We start from the raw sequence: 16,590 nt of genomic DNA, 5'->3' as shown, positions 1-16,590 counted from the left end.
TCTTGGCAACCGGCATCGTCGATGCCGCATCCGGCCTCCCCGCCGCCGGACACCGTAGGAGAGACATGGCTACTCGGCGCTTTCACGCGCCTGCCGATCCCGCTCTGAGCAACCTGTACGCAGACCTTGCGGAGAGAAACCTCCAGCCGCTGTGGGAGTTGACCGGGCTGCTCACCCCCACGCCGAAAGCCTGGGCGACACCGTATCGCTGGCGCGGCAAGGAGTTGCGGGAACTGGGCGCGCGTGCCGGAGACCTCGTCCCCGTGGACCGCGGTGGTGACCGGCGGGTGCTGTCGTTGGCCAATCCCAGCCTGGGCGGCGCCCCGTACGCGACCCCCACACTGTGGGGGGCGGTGCAGTACCTCGGCCCCGCGGAGACGGCGCCCGCCCACCGCCACACCCCCGCCGCCCTGCGCTTCGTGCTGGAGGGCGAGGGCGTGTGGACTCTGGTGAACGGCGATCCGCTGCACATGGCGGCGGGAGACCTGATCCTCACTCCCAGTTGGACCTGGCACGAACACCACAACCCAGGCACCACCCCCATGGCCTGGTTCGATGCACTCGACCTGCCCCTGGTCGAGGCGCTGGGGGCCGTGTTCTTCGAACGTGGCCACGAACCCGGCGCTGCACGCGTCACCGCTCCCCGGTCCGCCTCCGAGAGCCGCTACGGCGGCGGACCGGGACTCCTTCCCTGCGACGGGCCTTCCCCGCCGGCCGCCCACTCCCCTCTCCTGCGCTACCCCTGGGCCGCCACCGACCGCGCGCTGAGCAGCCGTCTCGCCGACGAGGGCGCCGAGGCCGCCGGTGCCCGCCACGCGCACGTCCGCTTCGCCGATCCGACGAACGGCCGCGACGTGATGCCCACGATGCGGTGCGAGATGCACCGATACCTGCCTGGCCACACCACTCCCGCCCTGCGACGCACCGGTTCCTCGCTCGTCGCCGCCTTCCGTGGCACCGGCGCCGTCGTCCTGGACGGGATTTCCTACGACGTCGCCCCGGGTGACCTGATCGCCGTCCCCTCCTGGACGTCCGTGGCGTACATCGCGGACGAACCGCTCGATCTGTTCACCGTCAGTGACGCCCCTGTGCTGGAAGCCCTGGCTCTCTACCGGGAGGAAGCGGCTGCCGATCCTCCCGAAACCTCTCTGACCCCCTGACCATGCCCCCTGGAGAGCCCTCATGCGCATCGCCCGCTTCGACGACGACCGCCTCGGTCTCGTGCGAGACGGTCGTGTCCTGGACATCACCGATCAGCTCACCTCCGCCCTCTCCCCCGGCCCGTACAGCCTTGTCCGGCGCCTGATCACAGAGTTCACCGTGGTCCGGCCGATCCTGGAGAAACTGGCTGCCGGATCCGAGGCGTCGGCAGGGCTGCCGCTGGACGAGGTGCGGCTGCGTGCCCCGGTGCCCGATCCCACGAAGATCGTGGCAGCACCGGTCAACTACCGCGACCACCAGGCGGAGATGAACGAGGCCTTCCACATCAGCGCGCTCGGGTTCTTCCTCAAGTCCCCGTCCTCGCTGCTCGACCCGGGGGGTACCGTCCAACTGCCCTACTCGGACCGCCGCTTCGACCACGAGGCCGAGTTCGCTCTGATCGTCGGCCGCCGGACCAGCCAGGTCACGCCGGAGCAAGCCCTGGATCATGTCTTCGGCTACACGGGCCTGATGGACATCACCATGCGCGGCGGTGAGGACCGCTCCACCCGCAAGTCCTTCGACACGTTCACGCCCATGGGCCCTTGGATCGTCACCCCGGACGAACTCGGCTCACCCGACGACGTCGGTCTGGAGCTGACCGTCAACGGGGCGCTCCGGCAGAAGGCCAACACCCGGGACCTCATCTGGTCGGCCGCCCGCTTCCTGTCGTATGCCTCCACCGTCACCGTGCTCGAACCCGGCGACGTGGTGACGACCGGCACCCCGGCCGGTGTGGCCCCGATCCAGAGCGGCGACACCGTGGAACTGACGGTGGACCGGATCGGCCGGCTGGCCGTCGGCGTCACGGCCGAGAACGCCACCCCCTGCCCTACCGGCGGTGCGGGGCGGGGCCCCGTACCGCCGCCGGCTCCTCCGATCACGGCGGAGCCGGCGTGAGATCGCACATCCCGCCCGGAGGACGTCCATGTTCATTGCCACGGCCATTGTCAGCTGTGTGCTCGCCGTCGCCCTGCTGGGCAGCGGCATCGCCAAGCTGACCGGCAACACCGGCCAGGCCGACCTCATGGCGGAGGTCGGCTTCCCGGCCGAACGGATGTGGATGCTCGGCGCATGCACGGTGGCCGGCGGGATCGGCCTTCTTGCCGGGCTGTTCTGGTGGCCCGTCGGCGTCGCCGCGGCCGTCGGAAGCGCCGCGTACTTCGTCGGTGCGCTGGCCTTCCATCTCAGATCCGGGCGCATGAACCAGTCGATGACCGGCGCCGCCGCCCTGACGGTGCTGTCCATCGCCGCCCTGGTACTGCGGATCGCTTCCAGCTGATCACTCTCGCAGCGCGCTCTCCCGCCCTTCCGACCCGCAATCAGCGGGCTGGGAGGGCGGCTTGGTTACGACTGCAGGTCTTGCTTCAGCCCCAAAATAGCGCCACACTACGGAACATCGTTCCGTATGATGCGACACTTTAATATCCTGGAGGAGCCGCCATGTTCCAGCGTCCGGATCTGCCCGGCCGGGCTTCACCGTCGCTCCCGAGCCGCACGAAGGCACGGCTGTCCGCGGCACACAAGGCGACTTCGTGACTGGCGAGTTCGAACCGGAAGGTCACGGCGACCTGCGCAGAATCTCCGTCCACCTCCGACAGGAGGTGCGCCGGCTCGGCCCGAAAGGCACTCGTCTCCGCATCCGGGTCGGGCGAGGCGGTCTGGACGAGACCGCCAGGCTCTTCTCCGGGGAGACCGACATCGCCGTCGTCACACCCGCCGCGGCAGTGCGCCTCCTGCATCAGTTCGGCGATCTCCAGGGTCTGGTCGCGCTCGGGGTGGTTGCTCGCCGCGGGGGTCTGATCGCCGCTGCCGATGCCGGACTTGCCCACGACACGGTCAGTGAGCTGGTCGCTGCCCCCAGCCGCATCACAGTCGCCACTCCCGCGGACGACGGGGTGAGCCTGGTCGGCTTCGCAGTGCGCCGCGCACTGCGCATCGCCGGTGTCGACGCCCAGGTGACATACGTCCACGACGAACAGCCGGCCACCTGCTGTGAGCGTTTCGCCAGCGGCGAGGCGGACGTCGTCATCCACGACCTGCTGTCCACGCCCGACTGGACGGCAGCCTCCGAGGCGCGGTCGGTGAAGTACCTGGCGTGGGACGCGCGCGTGCTGCACGGCTTCGCCTCCCAGGGCTGGCCGACCCGGGTGGTCCCCGCGGGTCGGCTCCCCCTCCTCGACGCGGACCTGCCGACGCTGGACTGCTCCGACTTCGCAGTGCTCTGCCGCGAGGACCTGGACGACGACGTCGCCCGCGTGACCGCGCGGTTGCTCGCCCGGACGTACCGTTCCGCCGGCACTGCCGCCACAGCACCCTCGCCGCTTCCGCTGCATCCGGCGGCCGCCCGCGGTCACGCCGATCCCGTCGCCGACGCAACCCTGGGGAGCCGTTGATGTCCGCACCCGTCCCGCCCTCCGGGGCCCCCGCCGCCCTGGAGACCGAGCTCCTCATCGTCGGCGCCGGTCCCACCGGCCTCTTCGCCTGCTACTACGCGGGAATGCGGGGCCTCGACGCGACCCTCGTGGACAGCCTGCCCCACCTCGGCGGGCAGGTGGCGGCGCTCTACCCCGACAAGGAGATCTTCGACGTCGCCGGGTTTCCGGCCGTCCGCGGGCGCGAGCTGGTCGAGCGGCTCACCCAGCAGGCCGAGACCGCCTCACCGTCCGTCCTGCTCGGGGAGAGCGCAATGGAACTGCGCAGAGACGACGCCGGCGCCGTCGTCGTCACCACCGACGCCGGACGGGTCATCCGGGCGGGCGCCGTGCTGATCACCGGCGGCATCGGGCGCTTCACCCCGAGACCGCTGCCCGCCTTGACGGCGTTCGCCGGAGAAGGTGTGCATCACCTGGTCGAGCCCCCGCACGCGTACACCGACCGGCAGGTGGTGATCGTAGGTGGCGGAGACAGCGCCGTCGACTGGGCCAACACCCTCGCCCCGCACGCGCGTCAGGTCACACTCGTACACCGACGCACCCGCTTCCGCGCTCACCAGTTCTCGGTGGACCGGCTCATGGACTCCCCCGTGCGGGTCCTGACCAACAGCGAGATCGCGGAGGTGCACGGAACCGAGTCCCTGAAGGCCGTGACCGTACGGGACTGCGGCACCGACGCGTTGGAGACCGTCGACGCCGACGTCCTGATCCCGGCCCTGGGACACATCGCCTCGCTCGGGCCGCTCACCACCTGGGGACTCACGCTCGACCGGCAGCAGATCCAGGTGGACAGCTCGATGTCCGCGGGCCTGGATCGCGTCTACGCCGCCGGTGACATCACCACCTACCCCGGCAAGGTCCGGCTGATGGCCGTCGGGTTCGGGGAGGCCGCCACCGCCGTGAACAACATCGCCGTACGGCTCCGGCCCGACGAGGACCTCTTCCCGGGCCACTCCAGCGAACGCCCACCGACACCGACCCCCTGAACGGAGGAAGACACCTCATGGCTTACGTGATCAACGAGAAGTGCATCAACGAACTAGACGGCTCCTGCGTCGACGTGTGCCCCGTGGACTGCATCTACGAGGGCCTCACCAAGCGCTACATCAACCCTGTCGAGTGCATCGACTGCGGGGCCTGCCTGCCCGAGTGCCCGGTGGACGCCATCACCGCGCCCGAGAAGTCGGATCCCGTCTGGAAGCAGGACAACGCCGCGTTCTTCGCCACGGCGCTGCCCGGCAGGGACGCCCCGCTGGACAGCCCTGGTGGCGCCGGCGGCACCGGCACCGTCGGAGTGGACACCCCCCTCGTCGCCGACTGGACCAAGGAGTGACCGTGCGACACATCCCGCTGCTTGTCATCGGAGGCGGCATCGGCGGCATGGCCACCGGCCTGGCCCTCGCCCAGGCCGGATTCGAGACCCACATCGTCGAGCAGGCCCAGGAGTTCACGGAGATCGGCGCCGGCATCCAGCTCGCGCCGAACGCCCTGCGGGTCCTCGAATCCCTCGGTGTCCTCGACGCCGTCAGCGACGTCGCGGTGCGTCCGCGCAACCTGGTGTTCCTGCACGCCGACACCGGCCGGCACATGACGACGATCGACTTCGGTGCCGCGTTCCTGGAGCGCTACGGCCAGTCCTACAGCGTGCTGCACCGCGGTGACCTGCTCGACGTCCTGCTCGCCGCGTGCCGTGAGCACCCGAAGGTCACGCTGGAGAACAACCGTCAGGTCGTCGACATCGAGGACCACACCACGGCCGCCGTCGTCCGCTTCGCCGACGGCGACAGCTACCGCACCGACGCGCTGATCGGCGCCGACGGCCTGCGTTCCCGCGCCCGCCTGCTCCTCTCCGAGGACCGGCCCTTCACGGAGGCGTACGTCGCCTACCGCGGCGCGCTCCCGATGAGCGAGATCAGTGTGCCGGTCGAGCCGGACGACGAGATCATCTGGCTCGGCGCGAACAGGCACCTGGTCCAGTACCCGATCCGGCGTGGCGAGTTGTACAACCAGGTCGCCGTCTTCCGCAGCCCCAGCTACACGCCGGAGATCGAGCACACCGACCAGTGGGGAGGGCCCGACGAACTCGACGCGGCCTTCGCCACCTCGTGCGAGCAGGTCCGCACGTCCGTCAGGATGTTCAACAGGTCCAGGCGCTGGCCCCTGTACGACCGGGAGCCGCTGGCGAACTGGACCCGCGGACGCATCACCCTGCTCGGCGACGCCGCACACCCCATGTTCCAGTACCTCGCGCAGGGTGCCTGCCAGGCCATCGAGGACGCCGAGTGCCTGGCCCGCCAGATGGCCGAGCACAACGGCGACATCGACAAGGCCTTGGCCGCCTACCAGGCGGAACGGATCCCCCGTACGGCGCTGGTGCAGCGCGTCGCGCGCGGCTGGGGCCATGTCTGGCACGCCGAAGGCGATGTGATCGAGGCCCTGCGGGACCGCCTCTTCCGGCTCCGCAGCGCCGACGACTACACCGACCTGGACTGGCTGTACCAGCCGCACGCCGCCTGAACCGACCCACGAGGACCGTGATGAAGCAAGAGATCGACGAGACCGTCCGTGCCAGTCGCGCCCTGGCGGCAGCGGGCCTGACCGACATGGTGTGGGGGCACGCGGCCATCCGTGACCCCGACGGCGAGGGCGTGTGGATGAAGGCCTCCGGCTGGGGGTTCGAGGAGATCGACGCCGAGCGGGTGCTGCTGGTCAGCCGCGCCGGCGAGGTCCTCCACGGCGAGGGCAAGCGGCACATCGAGTTCCCGATCCACACCGAGATCATGGCGCGGCGGCCGGACGTCGGCTGTGTCGTCCACACCCACGCACCCGCGCTGAGCGCCTTCGCCTCCCTCGACGTGCCGCTGCGGCCGATCTCGCACGACGGCGTCGTGTTCTGCGATCCGCAACTGCCCCGCTTCACCGAGACGGGGGCGCTCATCGCGACCGCCGAACTCGGTGCCGCGCTCGCCACGACGCTCGGCGACGCTCCCGCGGTCCTCATGCCGCAGCACGGCGCTGTCACCGTCGGTCCGCACGCGGCGGCCGCGGTGATGAACGCCGTCCTGCTGGAGCGGGCGTGCCGTACGCAGCTGATGGCCATGGCCGCCGGCGGACCGAAGGTGTGGTCCGACAGCGAGGAGGCCGCATTCAAGCGGGACCAGGTGTGGAACCCCACGCAACGCGAGGCCGGCTGGAACTACCTGCAGCGGCTCGCGGAGAGGAATGATCGATGACGCAGACGCAGATACCCCCCAAGCCTTCGGACGAGGCCGAGGCCGGCGCCGCCGAGAAGGAGCTGTACGAGGGCTTCAGCCGGTTCGGGCTGATCCCACTGTGGACCGAACGCGAGGGCCTCATGCCCATGACGCCCGAGCCCCAGGCCGTTCCGCACATCTGGCACTGGGGCGACCTCTACCCCTTGGCGGCCCGCGCGGGCGACCTCGTCCCGGTCGGACGCGGGGGCGAGCGCCGGGCGATCGCCGTGTCCAACCCAGGCCTGCCCGGGCTGCCGTACGCGACACCCACCCTGTGGGCGGCCATCCAGTACCTCGGCCCGAACGAGGTCGCCCCGGCCCACCGGCACAGCCAGAACGCCTTCCGGTTCGTCCTCGAAGGCGAGGGCGTGTGGACCGTCGTCGACGGAGATCCCGTGGCCATGCGCCGGGGTGACCTCCTGCTCACACCGGGCTGGCAGTTCCACGGGCACCACAACCCGCACCCCCGGCCGATGGCCTGGCTCGACGGCCTGGACATCCCGTTCGTCTCCGCCACCGACACCGGCTTCTTCGAGTTCGGCGAGGACGGTGTGAGCGACCGCTCCACCCCGCACCGCTCCCGTTCCGAGCGGGTGTGGGGCCACCCGGGCCTGCGGCCGGTCTCGGCGACGGAGCAGGACACACCCAACTCCCCCCTGGCCGCCTACCGCTGGGAACACACCGACGCGGCCCTGGCCGCCCAGCTCGAAGTCGCCGCCGAGGGGCACCCGGGGGTTCTGGAACCCGGCCACGCCGCCGTGCGCTTCACCAACCCCACCACGGGGTCCGACGCGCTCACCACACTGCGCACCGAAATGCACAGGATCGCCGCCGGTCAGCGCACGGCACCTGTCCGCGAGACCGGTTCCAGCGTGTGGCAGGTCTTCGACGGGTCCGGCGTGATCAGCCTGAACGGCACCCGCACCGACGTCGTTCGGGGCGACGTCATCGCCGTGCCGTCGTGGTGCGAGGTCTCCATCGAGGCCGGCACCGATCTGGACCTCTTCCGATTCAGCGACGCCCCCGTCTTCGAACGCCTCAACCTCGCCCGCAGGGAGTACTCGTGAAGCTCGCCACCATCCGCACTGGCTCCGGCACGGCCGCCGTCCGCATCGACCAGACGGAGGCGGTGGAGACCGGTCACCCGGATGTCGGCGCGCTGCTCGCCGAAGACGGCTGGCAGGAGCTCGCCGCCGCCGCCGACGGCACCCGGCACGCCCTGGAGACACTCGACTACGCGCCCGTCGTTCCCCGCCCGCAGAAGATCTTCTGCGTGGGCCTGAACTACCGCACGCACATCACCGAGATGGGAAGGGACCTCCCCGAATACCCCACGCTGTTCGCCAAGTTCCCCGCCGTCCTCATCGGTGCGTACGACGACATCGTGCTGCCGGCCGCCTCGCAGGCCGTGGACTGGGAAGGCGAGATGGCGGTCGTCGTCGGGGCACGTTCCCGCAACGTCTCCGTGGCGGAGGCCGCGGGGCTCATCGCCGGTTACTCGGTCCTCAACGACGTCACGGCCCGGGACTGGCAGTACCGCACCAAGGAATGGCTCCAGGGCAAGAACTTCGAGGCCACCACGCCGTTCGGACCGGTCCTGGTGACCGCGGACGAGGCCGGTACCGGCTCGCGTCGGCTCACCACCGTGGTCGACGGCGAGACCAAGCAGAAGGCCGACACCGGTGACCTGGTCTTCGACCCGGCCGCCCTGGTGTCCTACCTGTCGACGATCATCACCCTCGAACCCGGGGACGTCATCGCCACCGGCACTCCCGGCGGCGTGGGCCATGCCCGCGAGCCCAAGGAATACCTCAGCGACGGAACCCTCCTCACCACCCGGATCGAGGGACTCGGTGAGTGCCGTAACCACTGCGTCCAGGAGAAGCCCGATGGCGCGTGAACCCGCACCCCGCCCGCTCCTGCTCGAATGGCTCGCGGCCGGCACAAGCCTGCTCGACGCCGAACTGGACCAGGCACCCGAAACCTGGGTGAGCGGTCCGTCGGCTCTTCCCGGCTGGACGACGGCCCACCTGCTCACGCACCTGGCGCGCAACGCCGACGCCCTGAACAACCTGGTCACCTGGGCCACCACGGGCGTGGAGACGCCGATGTACCCGCACGGTGCGTCCGGGCGGCTGCGCGACATCGAGGAAGGCGCCCAGCGTTCTGCGCAGGTGATTCTCAAGGACGTCCACGACAGCTCCGCTCGGCTTCAGGACTCCCTGGCGGGGATGCCGGACGCGGCCTGGGCACGGACCGTCCGCACCGCGCAGGGCCGTACGGTCCCGGCGTCCCTCGTCCCGTGGCTGCGCGTCCGCGAAGTTTGGATCCACCTCGTCGACCTGGGCACCGGCGTCACGTTCGCCGCGCTCCCCAACGCCCTGGCCATGGCGCTGCTCCCCGACGTCGTCACCACTCTGGCCGGACGCGACGGCTGCCCGGCCCTGATCATTCGCACCCAGCCGGGCGGTACACCCTTGATGACCCGGCCGAGCAAACCTCTCGGCAGCATGACGGAGGTGAAGGGCACCACCGCCGAGCTCCTGGGCTGGCTCACCGGGCGGGCCCCCGGTGTCGGCCTCACCTGTTCACCGCCAGGTCTCCCCCTCCTGCCCCCGTGGCTGTGACACCCACGATTCCTCCCGTCCATCGGAGTACACCATGAAGATCACCCACTTCGGACACGCCTGCGTCCTGGTCGAGATCGAGCGCGACGCCGGCACCGTCCGGCTGCTCTTCGATCCGGGCGCCTACTCGACCGACTTCGAAGGCGTACGCGACCTCGATGCCGTACTGATCACCCATGAGCACCCCGACCACGTCGACGTCGCCCGGCTGGCACCCCTGCTGGCCCAGAACCCCGCTGCCCGGCTGATCGCGGACCCTGGCAGCGGCAAGCTTCTGCAGGACGCCGGGCTGGCGCACGAGACCGTCGGTGAGGGAGACACCGTCACCGTCGCCGAGGTTCCTGTTCAGGTGCTGGCCGGCGACCACGCGGTCATCCACCCCGACCTGCCATGCGCCCACAACAACGGCTATCTCGTCGACGGCCGGCTGCTCCACCCGGGCGACGCCTTCGTCCTCTCGCCGCAGCCGGTGGACATCCTGCTCCTGCCGACCGGAGGCCCGTGGATGAAGGCGAGCGAGGCGATCGACTACCTGCGGGTCGTGGCCCCCCGCGTCGCGATCCCCATCCACCAGGCAGGACTGGCCGCCGTCCATCGGCAACTGCACCAGCAGCTGTTCCGGAACCTGGGCCCCGAGCGATGCACCATCCAGGTTCTCGACCACGCCGCGGCGACGGCTGTGTGAGGGACGCACGTCGCTCCCGTCGGTGGCCCCGAGCCCGGCCCGGGGCCACCGACACGCGGAGCGAAACTCGTCAGCCGATGCGGTCGCTGAGCTCGCGTGCGATGCGGACCGTCGCAGACGCCGCGGCGGTGATCCAGTTGTCGTCGACCCGAGACCGGGGCGCCGTCGTGGCCACGGCCGCCCGGGGCCGGCCGTGCTTGTCGCGGACCACCGCCGCGACCGCGCTGACGTCGGCCTCGCTTTCCGCGTCGTTGACCGCGTAGCCGCGCAGCCGCACGTCGGCCAGTTGTTTGCGGAGTTCCTCCCGCGTCTGGGGGGCACGCGACGTGGGGGCCTGCAGTTCCTCCGAGGGATAGCGGGCCTCCAGTTCCTCGTCACCGAGCTCCGCGAGCAGGGCCTTCCCCGCGGCGGTCGCGTGGGCCGGGAGCGTCCAGCCGGTACGGCTGCTGGTCCGTACGACCTGGTTGCTCTCGACACTGTCGATGTACAGGACCTCCGTGCCGCGGAGGGTGGCCAGCTGCACGGTCTCGTCGGTCTCGTCCCGCAGGCGCACGAGGGCGCCGTGTGCGATGGCGCGGATGTCCATGTTCGCGACGACCGACAGGCCGATGTCCACAAGCGCGGGGCCGGGCTTGTAGGCGCGGGAGAACTCGTCCTGCGCCACGAAGTTGTGGTGGCTGAGCGTGGCCAGCATGCGGTGGACCGTCGACCGCGACAGGCCCATGTCCCGGGCCACCTGGTTGACCCGGATCATTTCATGGTTCTCGAACATGCGCAGCAGGCGCAGCACGTTGTCGACGGCTCCGATGAGGCCTGCCGGGCGGCTGGCGGAGTTGGGCTCGTCGCTGTTGGTCCCCGATGTCTGATCCACGCAGAGCACAGTAGCGCAGGGATGTCCAGTCCCCACGAGTCTTGCCATAACGTTTCAGTGGACGGGACAGTGTTCTGCATCATGATACATTGCACCAACGAAGGAGTACTGCCATGCCTCTGTACCTGAGCCTTCACCAGGCGCCGGGCCTCTCCGAGGAGGAGATCGCGGGCAACGCGCCGGAGGTCGCCCAGCAGGTGCACGCGACCTTCCGGCATCTGTACGTGAACACCGACACCGGGTTCATCGTCACCGTCTACGAGGCCGAGAACGCCAAGGCCGTCGAGGCGGAGTTCGAGCGGGTCGGCTTCCCCTTCGACGCCATCCACGAGATCGACTTCAGTCAGAACGCCGCGGAACTGGCCCAGATGGTGGGGAAGGCCTGATCAGCCGACAGAGCGGAGCCGCCCCCTCGCAAGCGGGAGCGCGGAGGGGGCGGCCCGTTCGGACTGCATCCCGTCACCGGCCGATGCGTCAGGGGAACGGGTGGACCACGACGACGGAAACTTGAGGGAATGGCATCCGCTGAGGCAGAGGCGGACGGACGTGGCTACGACTGGGCCCCGCGGCTGACGCACCTCATCCGCTCCTGCGACGAGGCGATCCTGCCCCGTCCGATCATGCCGCTCCCCGCCGGCCTGACCTGGGAGAGCAAGCCGGGTGTCACCCTCATCGGCGACGCCGCCCACCTCATGCTCCCTTCGCCGGGGCCGGCGCCGGTCGGTGGGCCCCGCCACGCACAAGGCCCGCGCAAGGCGTTCGGACGCCTTGCGCGGGCCTTGGCAGTGACCCGTGGTGGCCGTGCGGCGCGGCCACCACGGGTCGGCTCATGCCACGCAGATACCCTCGACCGCCTCCTCGGCCAGGAGCTGACGTGTGCAGACCGCACCCGCCGGGTACTCCGTCGCGATGGCAGCGAACCCGGGTGTGGTGACGGCGGCGAGGAGCGGGGCGGGGGACTCCCAGACGGCCAGGTTGACGATCGTGTTCCCGTCACCGCCCGTCGACCGATGCAGCTGGGCGCGGATGAACCCGGGCTGAGTCACCATGTGGTCCGCGTGGCGGCGCCACTGTTCCAGGACGGCGTCGTGCGCTCCCGGCGGAGACACCACGATGTCGAGGAGCGTGCAGGGGCCGCTGTCGAGGGCCACCTGGGTGAAGAAGTCCTGCCCGGGATCGAGTTCGGAGAACGTGAGGTCGCCCGCGCCCGCGGTCTGAGAGGTCATGCGACACACACCCCAGGAACCGCCACCTTGCGCACCACGATCGGGTGAGCGATCGACTCGTCGGGGTAGAGCGTGAGCGTCTTCTGGAACTCCTCGCGCATGAACGCGTCCCGGAGGCATGTCAGGTTCTCCCAGACGGCCACGTTGGTGAGGATGCGGCTGTCGCCGATGCCCCGGTACAGCTGGGCGGAGATGAAGCCGGGCTGCGCCTTCATGATGACGGAGTCCTGGCGCCAGACGTCGATGACCTCGTCGATCTTCCCTTCCGGGGCGACGAAGGTGTTGACGAGTGTGACGGGCTGTCCGTCGTCCGCGGCCTGGAGTTGTGCCAGGAACGGGGTCGAGACATCGAGATCCCTGAGCTCGATCATGTGAACTCCTCTGAGGTGTCTGGCTGTCTGCTGTGCGAACCAGCCATCGGACCGGCCAGGTCGTCGGACCCGATGAAGGCGAAGGGGCACCCCTCAGCGCCGGTCGGCGATCAGGACGTGCTCGGCGGTGACGAGGGAGAAGCTCGACACGGCGTCCACGTGTCCCTTGTGCCTCGTCCACGTCTCCGGGTGCAGGCGCGAGCCAGGTCTTCCAAGGAGTCCGTCCACGTCTCGGTGCCGGCGTCGTACGCCCGGCCCGTAGAGGCACCGGTGCCGCCGTCCTCCGCGTAGACCGCCTCGTCCTTGCTGACGAGGTTGTGGACGCGCCGGGAGACCACCGACCTGAACTCAGCTGAAGCGGCGAGGGCGCTGCCTTCTTCGTCGAGCCAGGAGGAGAAGCCGTCCGGACTGGTTTCGGGATGGCGTTTCCGGAAGTCGAAGACGTGGAACAGGCCGGCGCCTGACCCCGCGAAGATCTCCGTCTCCGTCGTCTCGATCACCATCGGGGGCCCGCTCAGGAACTCCCGGCCTATGTACTCCTCGTCGGGCTTGATCGCCGCCTTGTGGTCATCGTCCTGGAGCGCCCGACGGAAGAGTGAGGCGTCCTCGCAGACATGCTCGACGATCAAAGGGATGTCGGGACGTGCGCCATAGAGATGAAGCGAGTCCGTGCGGACGCCGAGTCGGACCGGCCGATGCGCGACGTACCGCTTGAACACTCCCTGGAAGGCACGGTGACTCATGACCGCCGGCGCGTGACGGTGGATCACGTAGTCCTGACACTCGACATGTCTGTCGGGGTCCCTGGCGGTGAGCACCAGATACTCCTTGGACACAGCGCTTCCCGGACTCAGCCGCTGTGCGAGCCGGTCATCAGCTCGGCCAGGTCGTCGGGCTTGAGGAAGGAGGGCGGCAGGGGCGGCCCCCAGTTGAACAGGCCTTTGGCCCCTTCGAAGACCTCGGGCTTCCAGAGCTGGTCGTCGACGATGCAGTCCAGGTCGGAGTAGTACTCGGAGAAGTTGCCGGCCGGGTCCTTCAGGTACCAGAAGAAGTTGGAGCCGACGTGGTGGCGGCCGAGGCCCCAGACGTGCCGTTCGGGATGGTCGTCCAGCATGGCCTTGGCACCGCGCCCGACCTCGTCGACGTCGTCGACCTGCCAGGAGGTGTGGTGCAGGAACGGCACCGGCGCCGACAGGACGAGGACGTTGTGGTGGTCGGTGGAGCAGCGCATGAAGGCACCGACGGTACCCATCCGGTCCGACAGCTTGAAGCCGAGTCCTTCGAGGAAGAAGCCAGTGGTGGCCTCGAAGTCCGTGGTGCCCAGGACGGCGTGCCCCAGCTTCCGGGGGCGGACGGGCGTGACCCGTTCGATTCCGGGCGCGCGCGTTCCCACCCGCTCCAACCGTCCCGGGCCGTTGTAGGGGGTGGCCGGGATTTCCGGCTGGTGGACGCGGGGTTCGACGCGCAGGACCACGCGCACGCCGGTGATCTTCTCGTACGCCGTGAGCGTCTTGTCGTCGAAGTCGGAGGGGACACCGAGCCGTTCGAGCCTCGCCGCGGTCGCGGCGAGATCGTCGGGGGTGTCGACTCCGACGGTGAGCTCGACGAGACGGCGGGTCGGCGCGTGGACGACGCGCAGCTGGCGGCCTCCGTCGCGGGTGCTGAACCAGCCGTCCGACTCGGGCGCCAGCCCGAAGTCGGTGTAGTAGGCGATCGTCTCGTGGGTGTTGGGGACACCCATGACGATCGAGGAGAGACGATGCAGGGCCATGGTGGAACTCCAGGGCGCTAAAGGGTCCGGATGCGGGGGGGGCTGAGCCGCGCTCAGGCGCGGAAGGTCTGACGCAGTTCGCCGATGCCCTCGATGTGGCTGACGAGGACGTCGCCGTCGGTGAGCCAGCGCTGGGGGGTGCGGCCCAGGCCGACGCCGGCCGGGGTGCCGGTGAAGATGACGTCCCCGGGGAGCAACGGCACGATGTGCGACAGCCGGGACACGAGAGCGGGTACGGAGAAGACGAGGTCGCGGGTGCGGCCCTTCTGCACCTCTTCGCCGTTGATCGTGCAGCCCAGTTCGATGTCGTCGGAGTCGGCGAACGCGTCCGGAGTGACCAGGTAGGGACCCATCGGGGTGAAGCCCGGGAAGGACTTGCCCAGACCGAACTGGGGTGCCGGGCCCTGCAGTTGGGTGATGCGTTCCGAGATGTCCTGGCCCGCCGTCAGTCCGGCGACGTACCGCCAGGCGTCGTCCTCGCCGACACGGTAGGCGTGCTCGCCGATGACGGCGACGAGCTCGACCTCCCAGTCCGTGTGACCGCCCTCCGGCAGCCGCACCTCGGTGACGGGACCGGTGATGCTGGAGACGTACTTGGTGAACACGGGCGGCAGCGTGTCGGGGACGGCGAAGCCGGACTCGTCGGCATGCGCCCGGTAGTTGAGGCCCACCGCGAGCAGTTGACGCGGGGCCGGGGCGGGCGAACCCAGTTCTGCGGCGGTGAAGGGCCGCCCTCCGGACAGATAGGCGCCGGCCGCCCAGGCGCGGAAGTCGGCCCAGCGCGCATAGACGCCCTGGGGGTCGGGGCCGAACAGGCCGTTGCTGGCCTGTTCCACGTCCACGGCGGTCTCGTCGTCCTTGATGATGACAAGACGCCCGGACAGGTTGGCGGTACGCACGTGCTGCTCCTTGGGGAGACGGGGATGCTGGTGTGACCTGGTCACACGAGGGGGGTGATCTTCTCGTCGATGCCGAGCAGGGCCTTGCCGTAGACCTCCATGGCGACGGTCGGCGCGGCGACCGCGTGACGGCCGGCGGTGTTGGCGTCGCGCCAGATCCGCTGGAGCGGGTTGACCTCGGCGAAGGAGGCTGCGCCGTGCACGCTGACGAGTGTGTCGATCGCCCCGAGTACGTTCTGGATGGCCCAGCCCGTGTCCGCGCGGACACGGGCGCGCTCGGTGAAGTCGAGGTAGGTGCCGTTCTGCGCGGCCGTGTCGATGTCGGCGGCTGCCCGGTGGGCGTGCAGCGTGGCGGTGTCGATCCGCTGGGCCGCCTCCGCGATCTGCAGCTGCACGGCAACCGACTCGGCCTGCGTCTCGTAGAAGGTGTAGGAGATGGGCTTGCGGGTGGCCTTCTCCGTCACGTACTTCAGTGCCGCGCGGCCGAGTCCGAGCTGCGGGCCGGCCAGGACCAGGGAGAGGACGGGGACGAATCCCGAACGGGAGAGGACCTCGTCCGTGTGCTCCGTGGGGTAGTTGCCCTCGATGGCGGCGGGCACGGACATGACGCGGTGCTCGGGGACGAAGATGTCCTCGGCGATGAGGCAGTTGCTGGCGGTGCCCTTCATGCCGGCCACGAACCAGGTGTCCTCCAGGGACAGGTCGCCGCGCGGGGCCAGGACCAGCCCCTGGTCGACCACCTCACCGTCCTCGTCCGTGAGGGGCACGCCGAGCACGGCCCAGTCGGAGTGCGGCGAACCGGAGTTGTAGTACCAGCGGCCGGACAGCCGCCAGCCACCCTCGACCTTGACGCTCGTGGCGGTCGGGGTGAGCACCCCCGTGACCCGGGCGTCCGGGTTGGCCCCGAACACGTCGTCCTGCGCCTTGGAAGGGAAGAGGCTGGTGAGCCAGTTGCACACGTTGACGAGGGTGACGACCCAGGAGGTCGACCCGTCACCCTCCGCCAGCGCGGCCGACACGTCGACCATGGTGCGCATGGACGTCTGGTGTCCGCCGTACCGCTTCGGGATGGAGAGCTTGAGCAGCCCGGCTTCGGTGAGCGCGTCGATCACGGCATCCGGTACCCGCCGGTCGGTCTCGGTGGCCGCCGCATGCTCGCGCAGCAGCGGCTGCAGGGCCACGGCACGGGCGACGAGGTCGTCATGAGTCGTCATGGTGGGGCGCTCTTTCTTGTCGGTCGGCGGGGCGCGA

Annotated in this window: 20 protein-coding genes; 13 read left to right on the top strand and 7 right to left on the bottom strand. The window is 69.9% G+C overall.

Annotation, left to right across the window (positions count from 1 at the left end; genetic code table 11):
* The first annotated feature begins 65 nt into the window (after positions 1-65).
* The 12 genes from OG852_RS47520 (at position 66) to OG852_RS47465 (ending at position 10,201) form a co-directional block, all read left to right on the top strand.
* A complete protein-coding gene (locus tag OG852_RS47520; RefSeq protein WP_330351277.1) occupies positions 66-1,160 on the top strand; it encodes a cupin domain-containing protein in 1,095 nt (364 codons plus the stop codon).
* Between the two features lie 22 nt (positions 1,161-1,182).
* Entirely contained in the window at positions 1,183-2,100 is a 918-nt protein-coding gene (locus tag OG852_RS47515) for a fumarylacetoacetate hydrolase family protein (protein WP_330351276.1), read from the top strand.
* 28 nt (positions 2,101-2,128) lie between these two features.
* Complete coding sequence (locus tag OG852_RS47510; RefSeq protein WP_330351275.1) at positions 2,129-2,482, top strand: DoxX family protein; 354 nt, start codon at positions 2,129-2,131, stop codon at positions 2,480-2,482.
* A gap of 253 nt (positions 2,483-2,735) precedes the next feature.
* Positions 2,736-3,596, top strand: coding sequence for a hypothetical protein (locus tag OG852_RS47505; protein WP_330351274.1), 861 nt, complete (start codon positions 2,736-2,738; stop codon positions 3,594-3,596).
* Positions 3,596-4,621 carry an NAD(P)/FAD-dependent oxidoreductase gene (locus tag OG852_RS47500; protein WP_330351273.1) on the top strand — a complete coding sequence of 342 codons (1,026 nt, stop codon included), beginning with the start codon at positions 3,596-3,598 and terminating at the stop codon, positions 4,619-4,621. The genes OG852_RS47505 and OG852_RS47500 overlap by 1 nt, the downstream gene beginning before the upstream one ends.
* Positions 4,622-4,638: 17 nt before the next feature.
* Entirely contained in the window at positions 4,639-4,968 is a 330-nt protein-coding gene (locus OG852_RS47495; protein WP_330351272.1) for an indolepyruvate ferredoxin oxidoreductase subunit alpha, read from the top strand.
* 2 nt (positions 4,969-4,970) lie between these two features.
* Entirely contained in the window at positions 4,971-6,152 is a 1,182-nt protein-coding gene (locus OG852_RS47490) for an FAD-dependent monooxygenase (protein WP_330351271.1), read from the top strand.
* Positions 6,153-6,172: 20 nt separating this feature from the next.
* Entirely contained in the window at positions 6,173-6,868 is a 696-nt protein-coding gene (locus tag OG852_RS47485) for a class II aldolase/adducin family protein (protein WP_330351270.1), read from the top strand.
* Positions 6,865-7,956: a cupin domain-containing protein gene (locus OG852_RS47480; protein WP_330351269.1), complete on the top strand. Its 1,092-nt coding sequence runs from the start codon at positions 6,865-6,867 to the stop codon at positions 7,954-7,956. The genes OG852_RS47485 and OG852_RS47480 overlap by 4 nt, the downstream gene beginning before the upstream one ends.
* Positions 7,953-8,789, top strand: coding sequence for a fumarylacetoacetate hydrolase family protein (locus OG852_RS47475; protein ID WP_330351268.1), 837 nt, complete (start codon positions 7,953-7,955; stop codon positions 8,787-8,789). The genes OG852_RS47480 and OG852_RS47475 overlap by 4 nt, the downstream gene beginning before the upstream one ends.
* Entirely contained in the window at positions 8,779-9,516 is a 738-nt protein-coding gene (locus OG852_RS47470; RefSeq protein WP_330351267.1) for a maleylpyruvate isomerase family mycothiol-dependent enzyme, read from the top strand. Before OG852_RS47475 ends, OG852_RS47470 begins: the two co-directional genes overlap by 11 nt.
* A 34-nt stretch (positions 9,517-9,550) precedes the next feature.
* Positions 9,551-10,201 (top strand): MBL fold metallo-hydrolase, encoded by a 651-nt coding sequence (locus OG852_RS47465; protein WP_330351266.1) that lies wholly within the window; start codon positions 9,551-9,553, stop codon positions 10,199-10,201.
* Positions 10,202-10,271: 70 nt separating this feature from the next.
* Here OG852_RS47465 and OG852_RS47460 read toward each other — a convergent pair whose 3' ends face one another.
* On the bottom strand, positions 10,272-11,072 hold the full coding sequence (locus tag OG852_RS47460) for an IclR family transcriptional regulator (protein ID WP_330351265.1): 801 nt from the start codon (positions 11,070-11,072) through the stop codon (positions 10,272-10,274).
* 113 nt (positions 11,073-11,185) lie between these two features.
* Here OG852_RS47460 and OG852_RS47455 point away from each other — a divergent pair, with 113 nt between their 5' ends.
* Positions 11,186-11,458, top strand: coding sequence for a nickel-binding protein (locus OG852_RS47455; protein ID WP_330351264.1), 273 nt, complete (start codon positions 11,186-11,188; stop codon positions 11,456-11,458).
* Between the two features lie 441 nt (positions 11,459-11,899).
* Here the strand turns inward: OG852_RS47455 and OG852_RS47445 are convergent, their stop codons facing one another.
* The 6 genes from OG852_RS47445 to OG852_RS47420 form a co-directional block, all read right to left on the bottom strand.
* Positions 11,900-12,298 (bottom strand): antibiotic biosynthesis monooxygenase family protein, encoded by a 399-nt coding sequence (locus OG852_RS47445; protein WP_330351263.1) that lies wholly within the window; start codon positions 12,296-12,298, stop codon positions 11,900-11,902.
* Positions 12,295-12,669 carry an antibiotic biosynthesis monooxygenase family protein gene (locus tag OG852_RS47440; protein ID WP_330351262.1) on the bottom strand — a complete coding sequence of 125 codons (375 nt, stop codon included), beginning with the start codon at positions 12,667-12,669 and terminating at the stop codon, positions 12,295-12,297. The genes OG852_RS47445 and OG852_RS47440 overlap by 4 nt, the downstream gene beginning before the upstream one ends.
* Before the next feature lie 110 nt (positions 12,670-12,779).
* Positions 12,780-13,505: an EthD domain-containing protein gene (locus OG852_RS47435; protein ID WP_330351261.1), complete on the bottom strand. Its 726-nt coding sequence runs from the start codon at positions 13,503-13,505 to the stop codon at positions 12,780-12,782.
* 14 nt (positions 13,506-13,519) lie between these two features.
* Positions 13,520-14,440, bottom strand: a complete 921-nt coding sequence (locus OG852_RS47430; protein ID WP_330351260.1) for a VOC family protein — start codon at positions 14,438-14,440, stop codon at positions 13,520-13,522.
* Positions 14,441-14,493: 53 nt separating this feature from the next.
* The gene (locus OG852_RS47425; RefSeq protein ID WP_330351259.1) at positions 14,494-15,339 is read right to left on the bottom strand and encodes a fumarylacetoacetate hydrolase family protein; all 846 of its coding nucleotides are present in this window, start codon (positions 15,337-15,339) and stop codon (positions 14,494-14,496) included.
* A gap of 41 nt (positions 15,340-15,380) precedes the next feature.
* On the bottom strand, positions 15,381-16,553 hold the full coding sequence (locus OG852_RS47420) for an acyl-CoA dehydrogenase family protein (protein WP_330351258.1): 1,173 nt from the start codon (positions 16,551-16,553) through the stop codon (positions 15,381-15,383).
* Positions 16,554-16,590 lie beyond the last annotated feature (37 nt).

The organism is Streptomyces sp. NBC_00582, assembly GCF_036345155.1.
GTDB lineage: Bacteria > Actinomycetota > Actinomycetes > Streptomycetales > Streptomycetaceae > Streptomyces.
Note: the sequence above shows the minus strand (reverse complement) of the source record. Positions and strands in the feature narration are given on the sequence as shown.

Bases quoted from the DNA above. Each gene is read 5' to 3' on its own strand.
- OG852_RS47420 (WP_330351258.1), bottom strand. From the start codon at position 16,553: ATGACGACTCATGACGACCTCGTCGCCCGTGCCGTGGCCCTGCAGCCG.
- OG852_RS47465 (WP_330351266.1), top strand. From the start codon at position 9,551: ATGAAGATCACCCACTTCGGACACGCCTGCGTCCTGGTCGAGATCGAG.
- OG852_RS47430 (WP_330351260.1), bottom strand. From the start codon at position 14,440: ATGGCCCTGCATCGTCTCTCCTCGATCGTCATGGGTGTCCCCAACACC.
- OG852_RS47500 (WP_330351273.1), top strand. From the start codon at position 3,596: ATGTCCGCACCCGTCCCGCCCTCCGGGGCCCCCGCCGCCCTGGAGACC.
- OG852_RS47470 (WP_330351267.1), top strand. From the start codon at position 8,779: ATGGCGCGTGAACCCGCACCCCGCCCGCTCCTGCTCGAATGGCTCGCG.
- OG852_RS47515 (WP_330351276.1), top strand. From the start codon at position 1,183: ATGCGCATCGCCCGCTTCGACGACGACCGCCTCGGTCTCGTGCGAGAC.
- OG852_RS47455 (WP_330351264.1), top strand. From the start codon at position 11,186: ATGCCTCTGTACCTGAGCCTTCACCAGGCGCCGGGCCTCTCCGAGGAG.
- OG852_RS47510 (WP_330351275.1), top strand. From the start codon at position 2,129: ATGTTCATTGCCACGGCCATTGTCAGCTGTGTGCTCGCCGTCGCCCTG.
- OG852_RS47440 (WP_330351262.1), bottom strand. From the start codon at position 12,669: ATGATCGAGCTCAGGGATCTCGATGTCTCGACCCCGTTCCTGGCACAA.
- OG852_RS47480 (WP_330351269.1), top strand. From the start codon at position 6,865: ATGACGCAGACGCAGATACCCCCCAAGCCTTCGGACGAGGCCGAGGCC.
- OG852_RS47495 (WP_330351272.1), top strand. From the start codon at position 4,639: ATGGCTTACGTGATCAACGAGAAGTGCATCAACGAACTAGACGGCTCC.
- OG852_RS47445 (WP_330351263.1), bottom strand. From the start codon at position 12,298: ATGACCTCTCAGACCGCGGGCGCGGGCGACCTCACGTTCTCCGAACTC.
- OG852_RS47485 (WP_330351270.1), top strand. From the start codon at position 6,173: ATGAAGCAAGAGATCGACGAGACCGTCCGTGCCAGTCGCGCCCTGGCG.
- OG852_RS47520 (WP_330351277.1), top strand. From the start codon at position 66: ATGGCTACTCGGCGCTTTCACGCGCCTGCCGATCCCGCTCTGAGCAAC.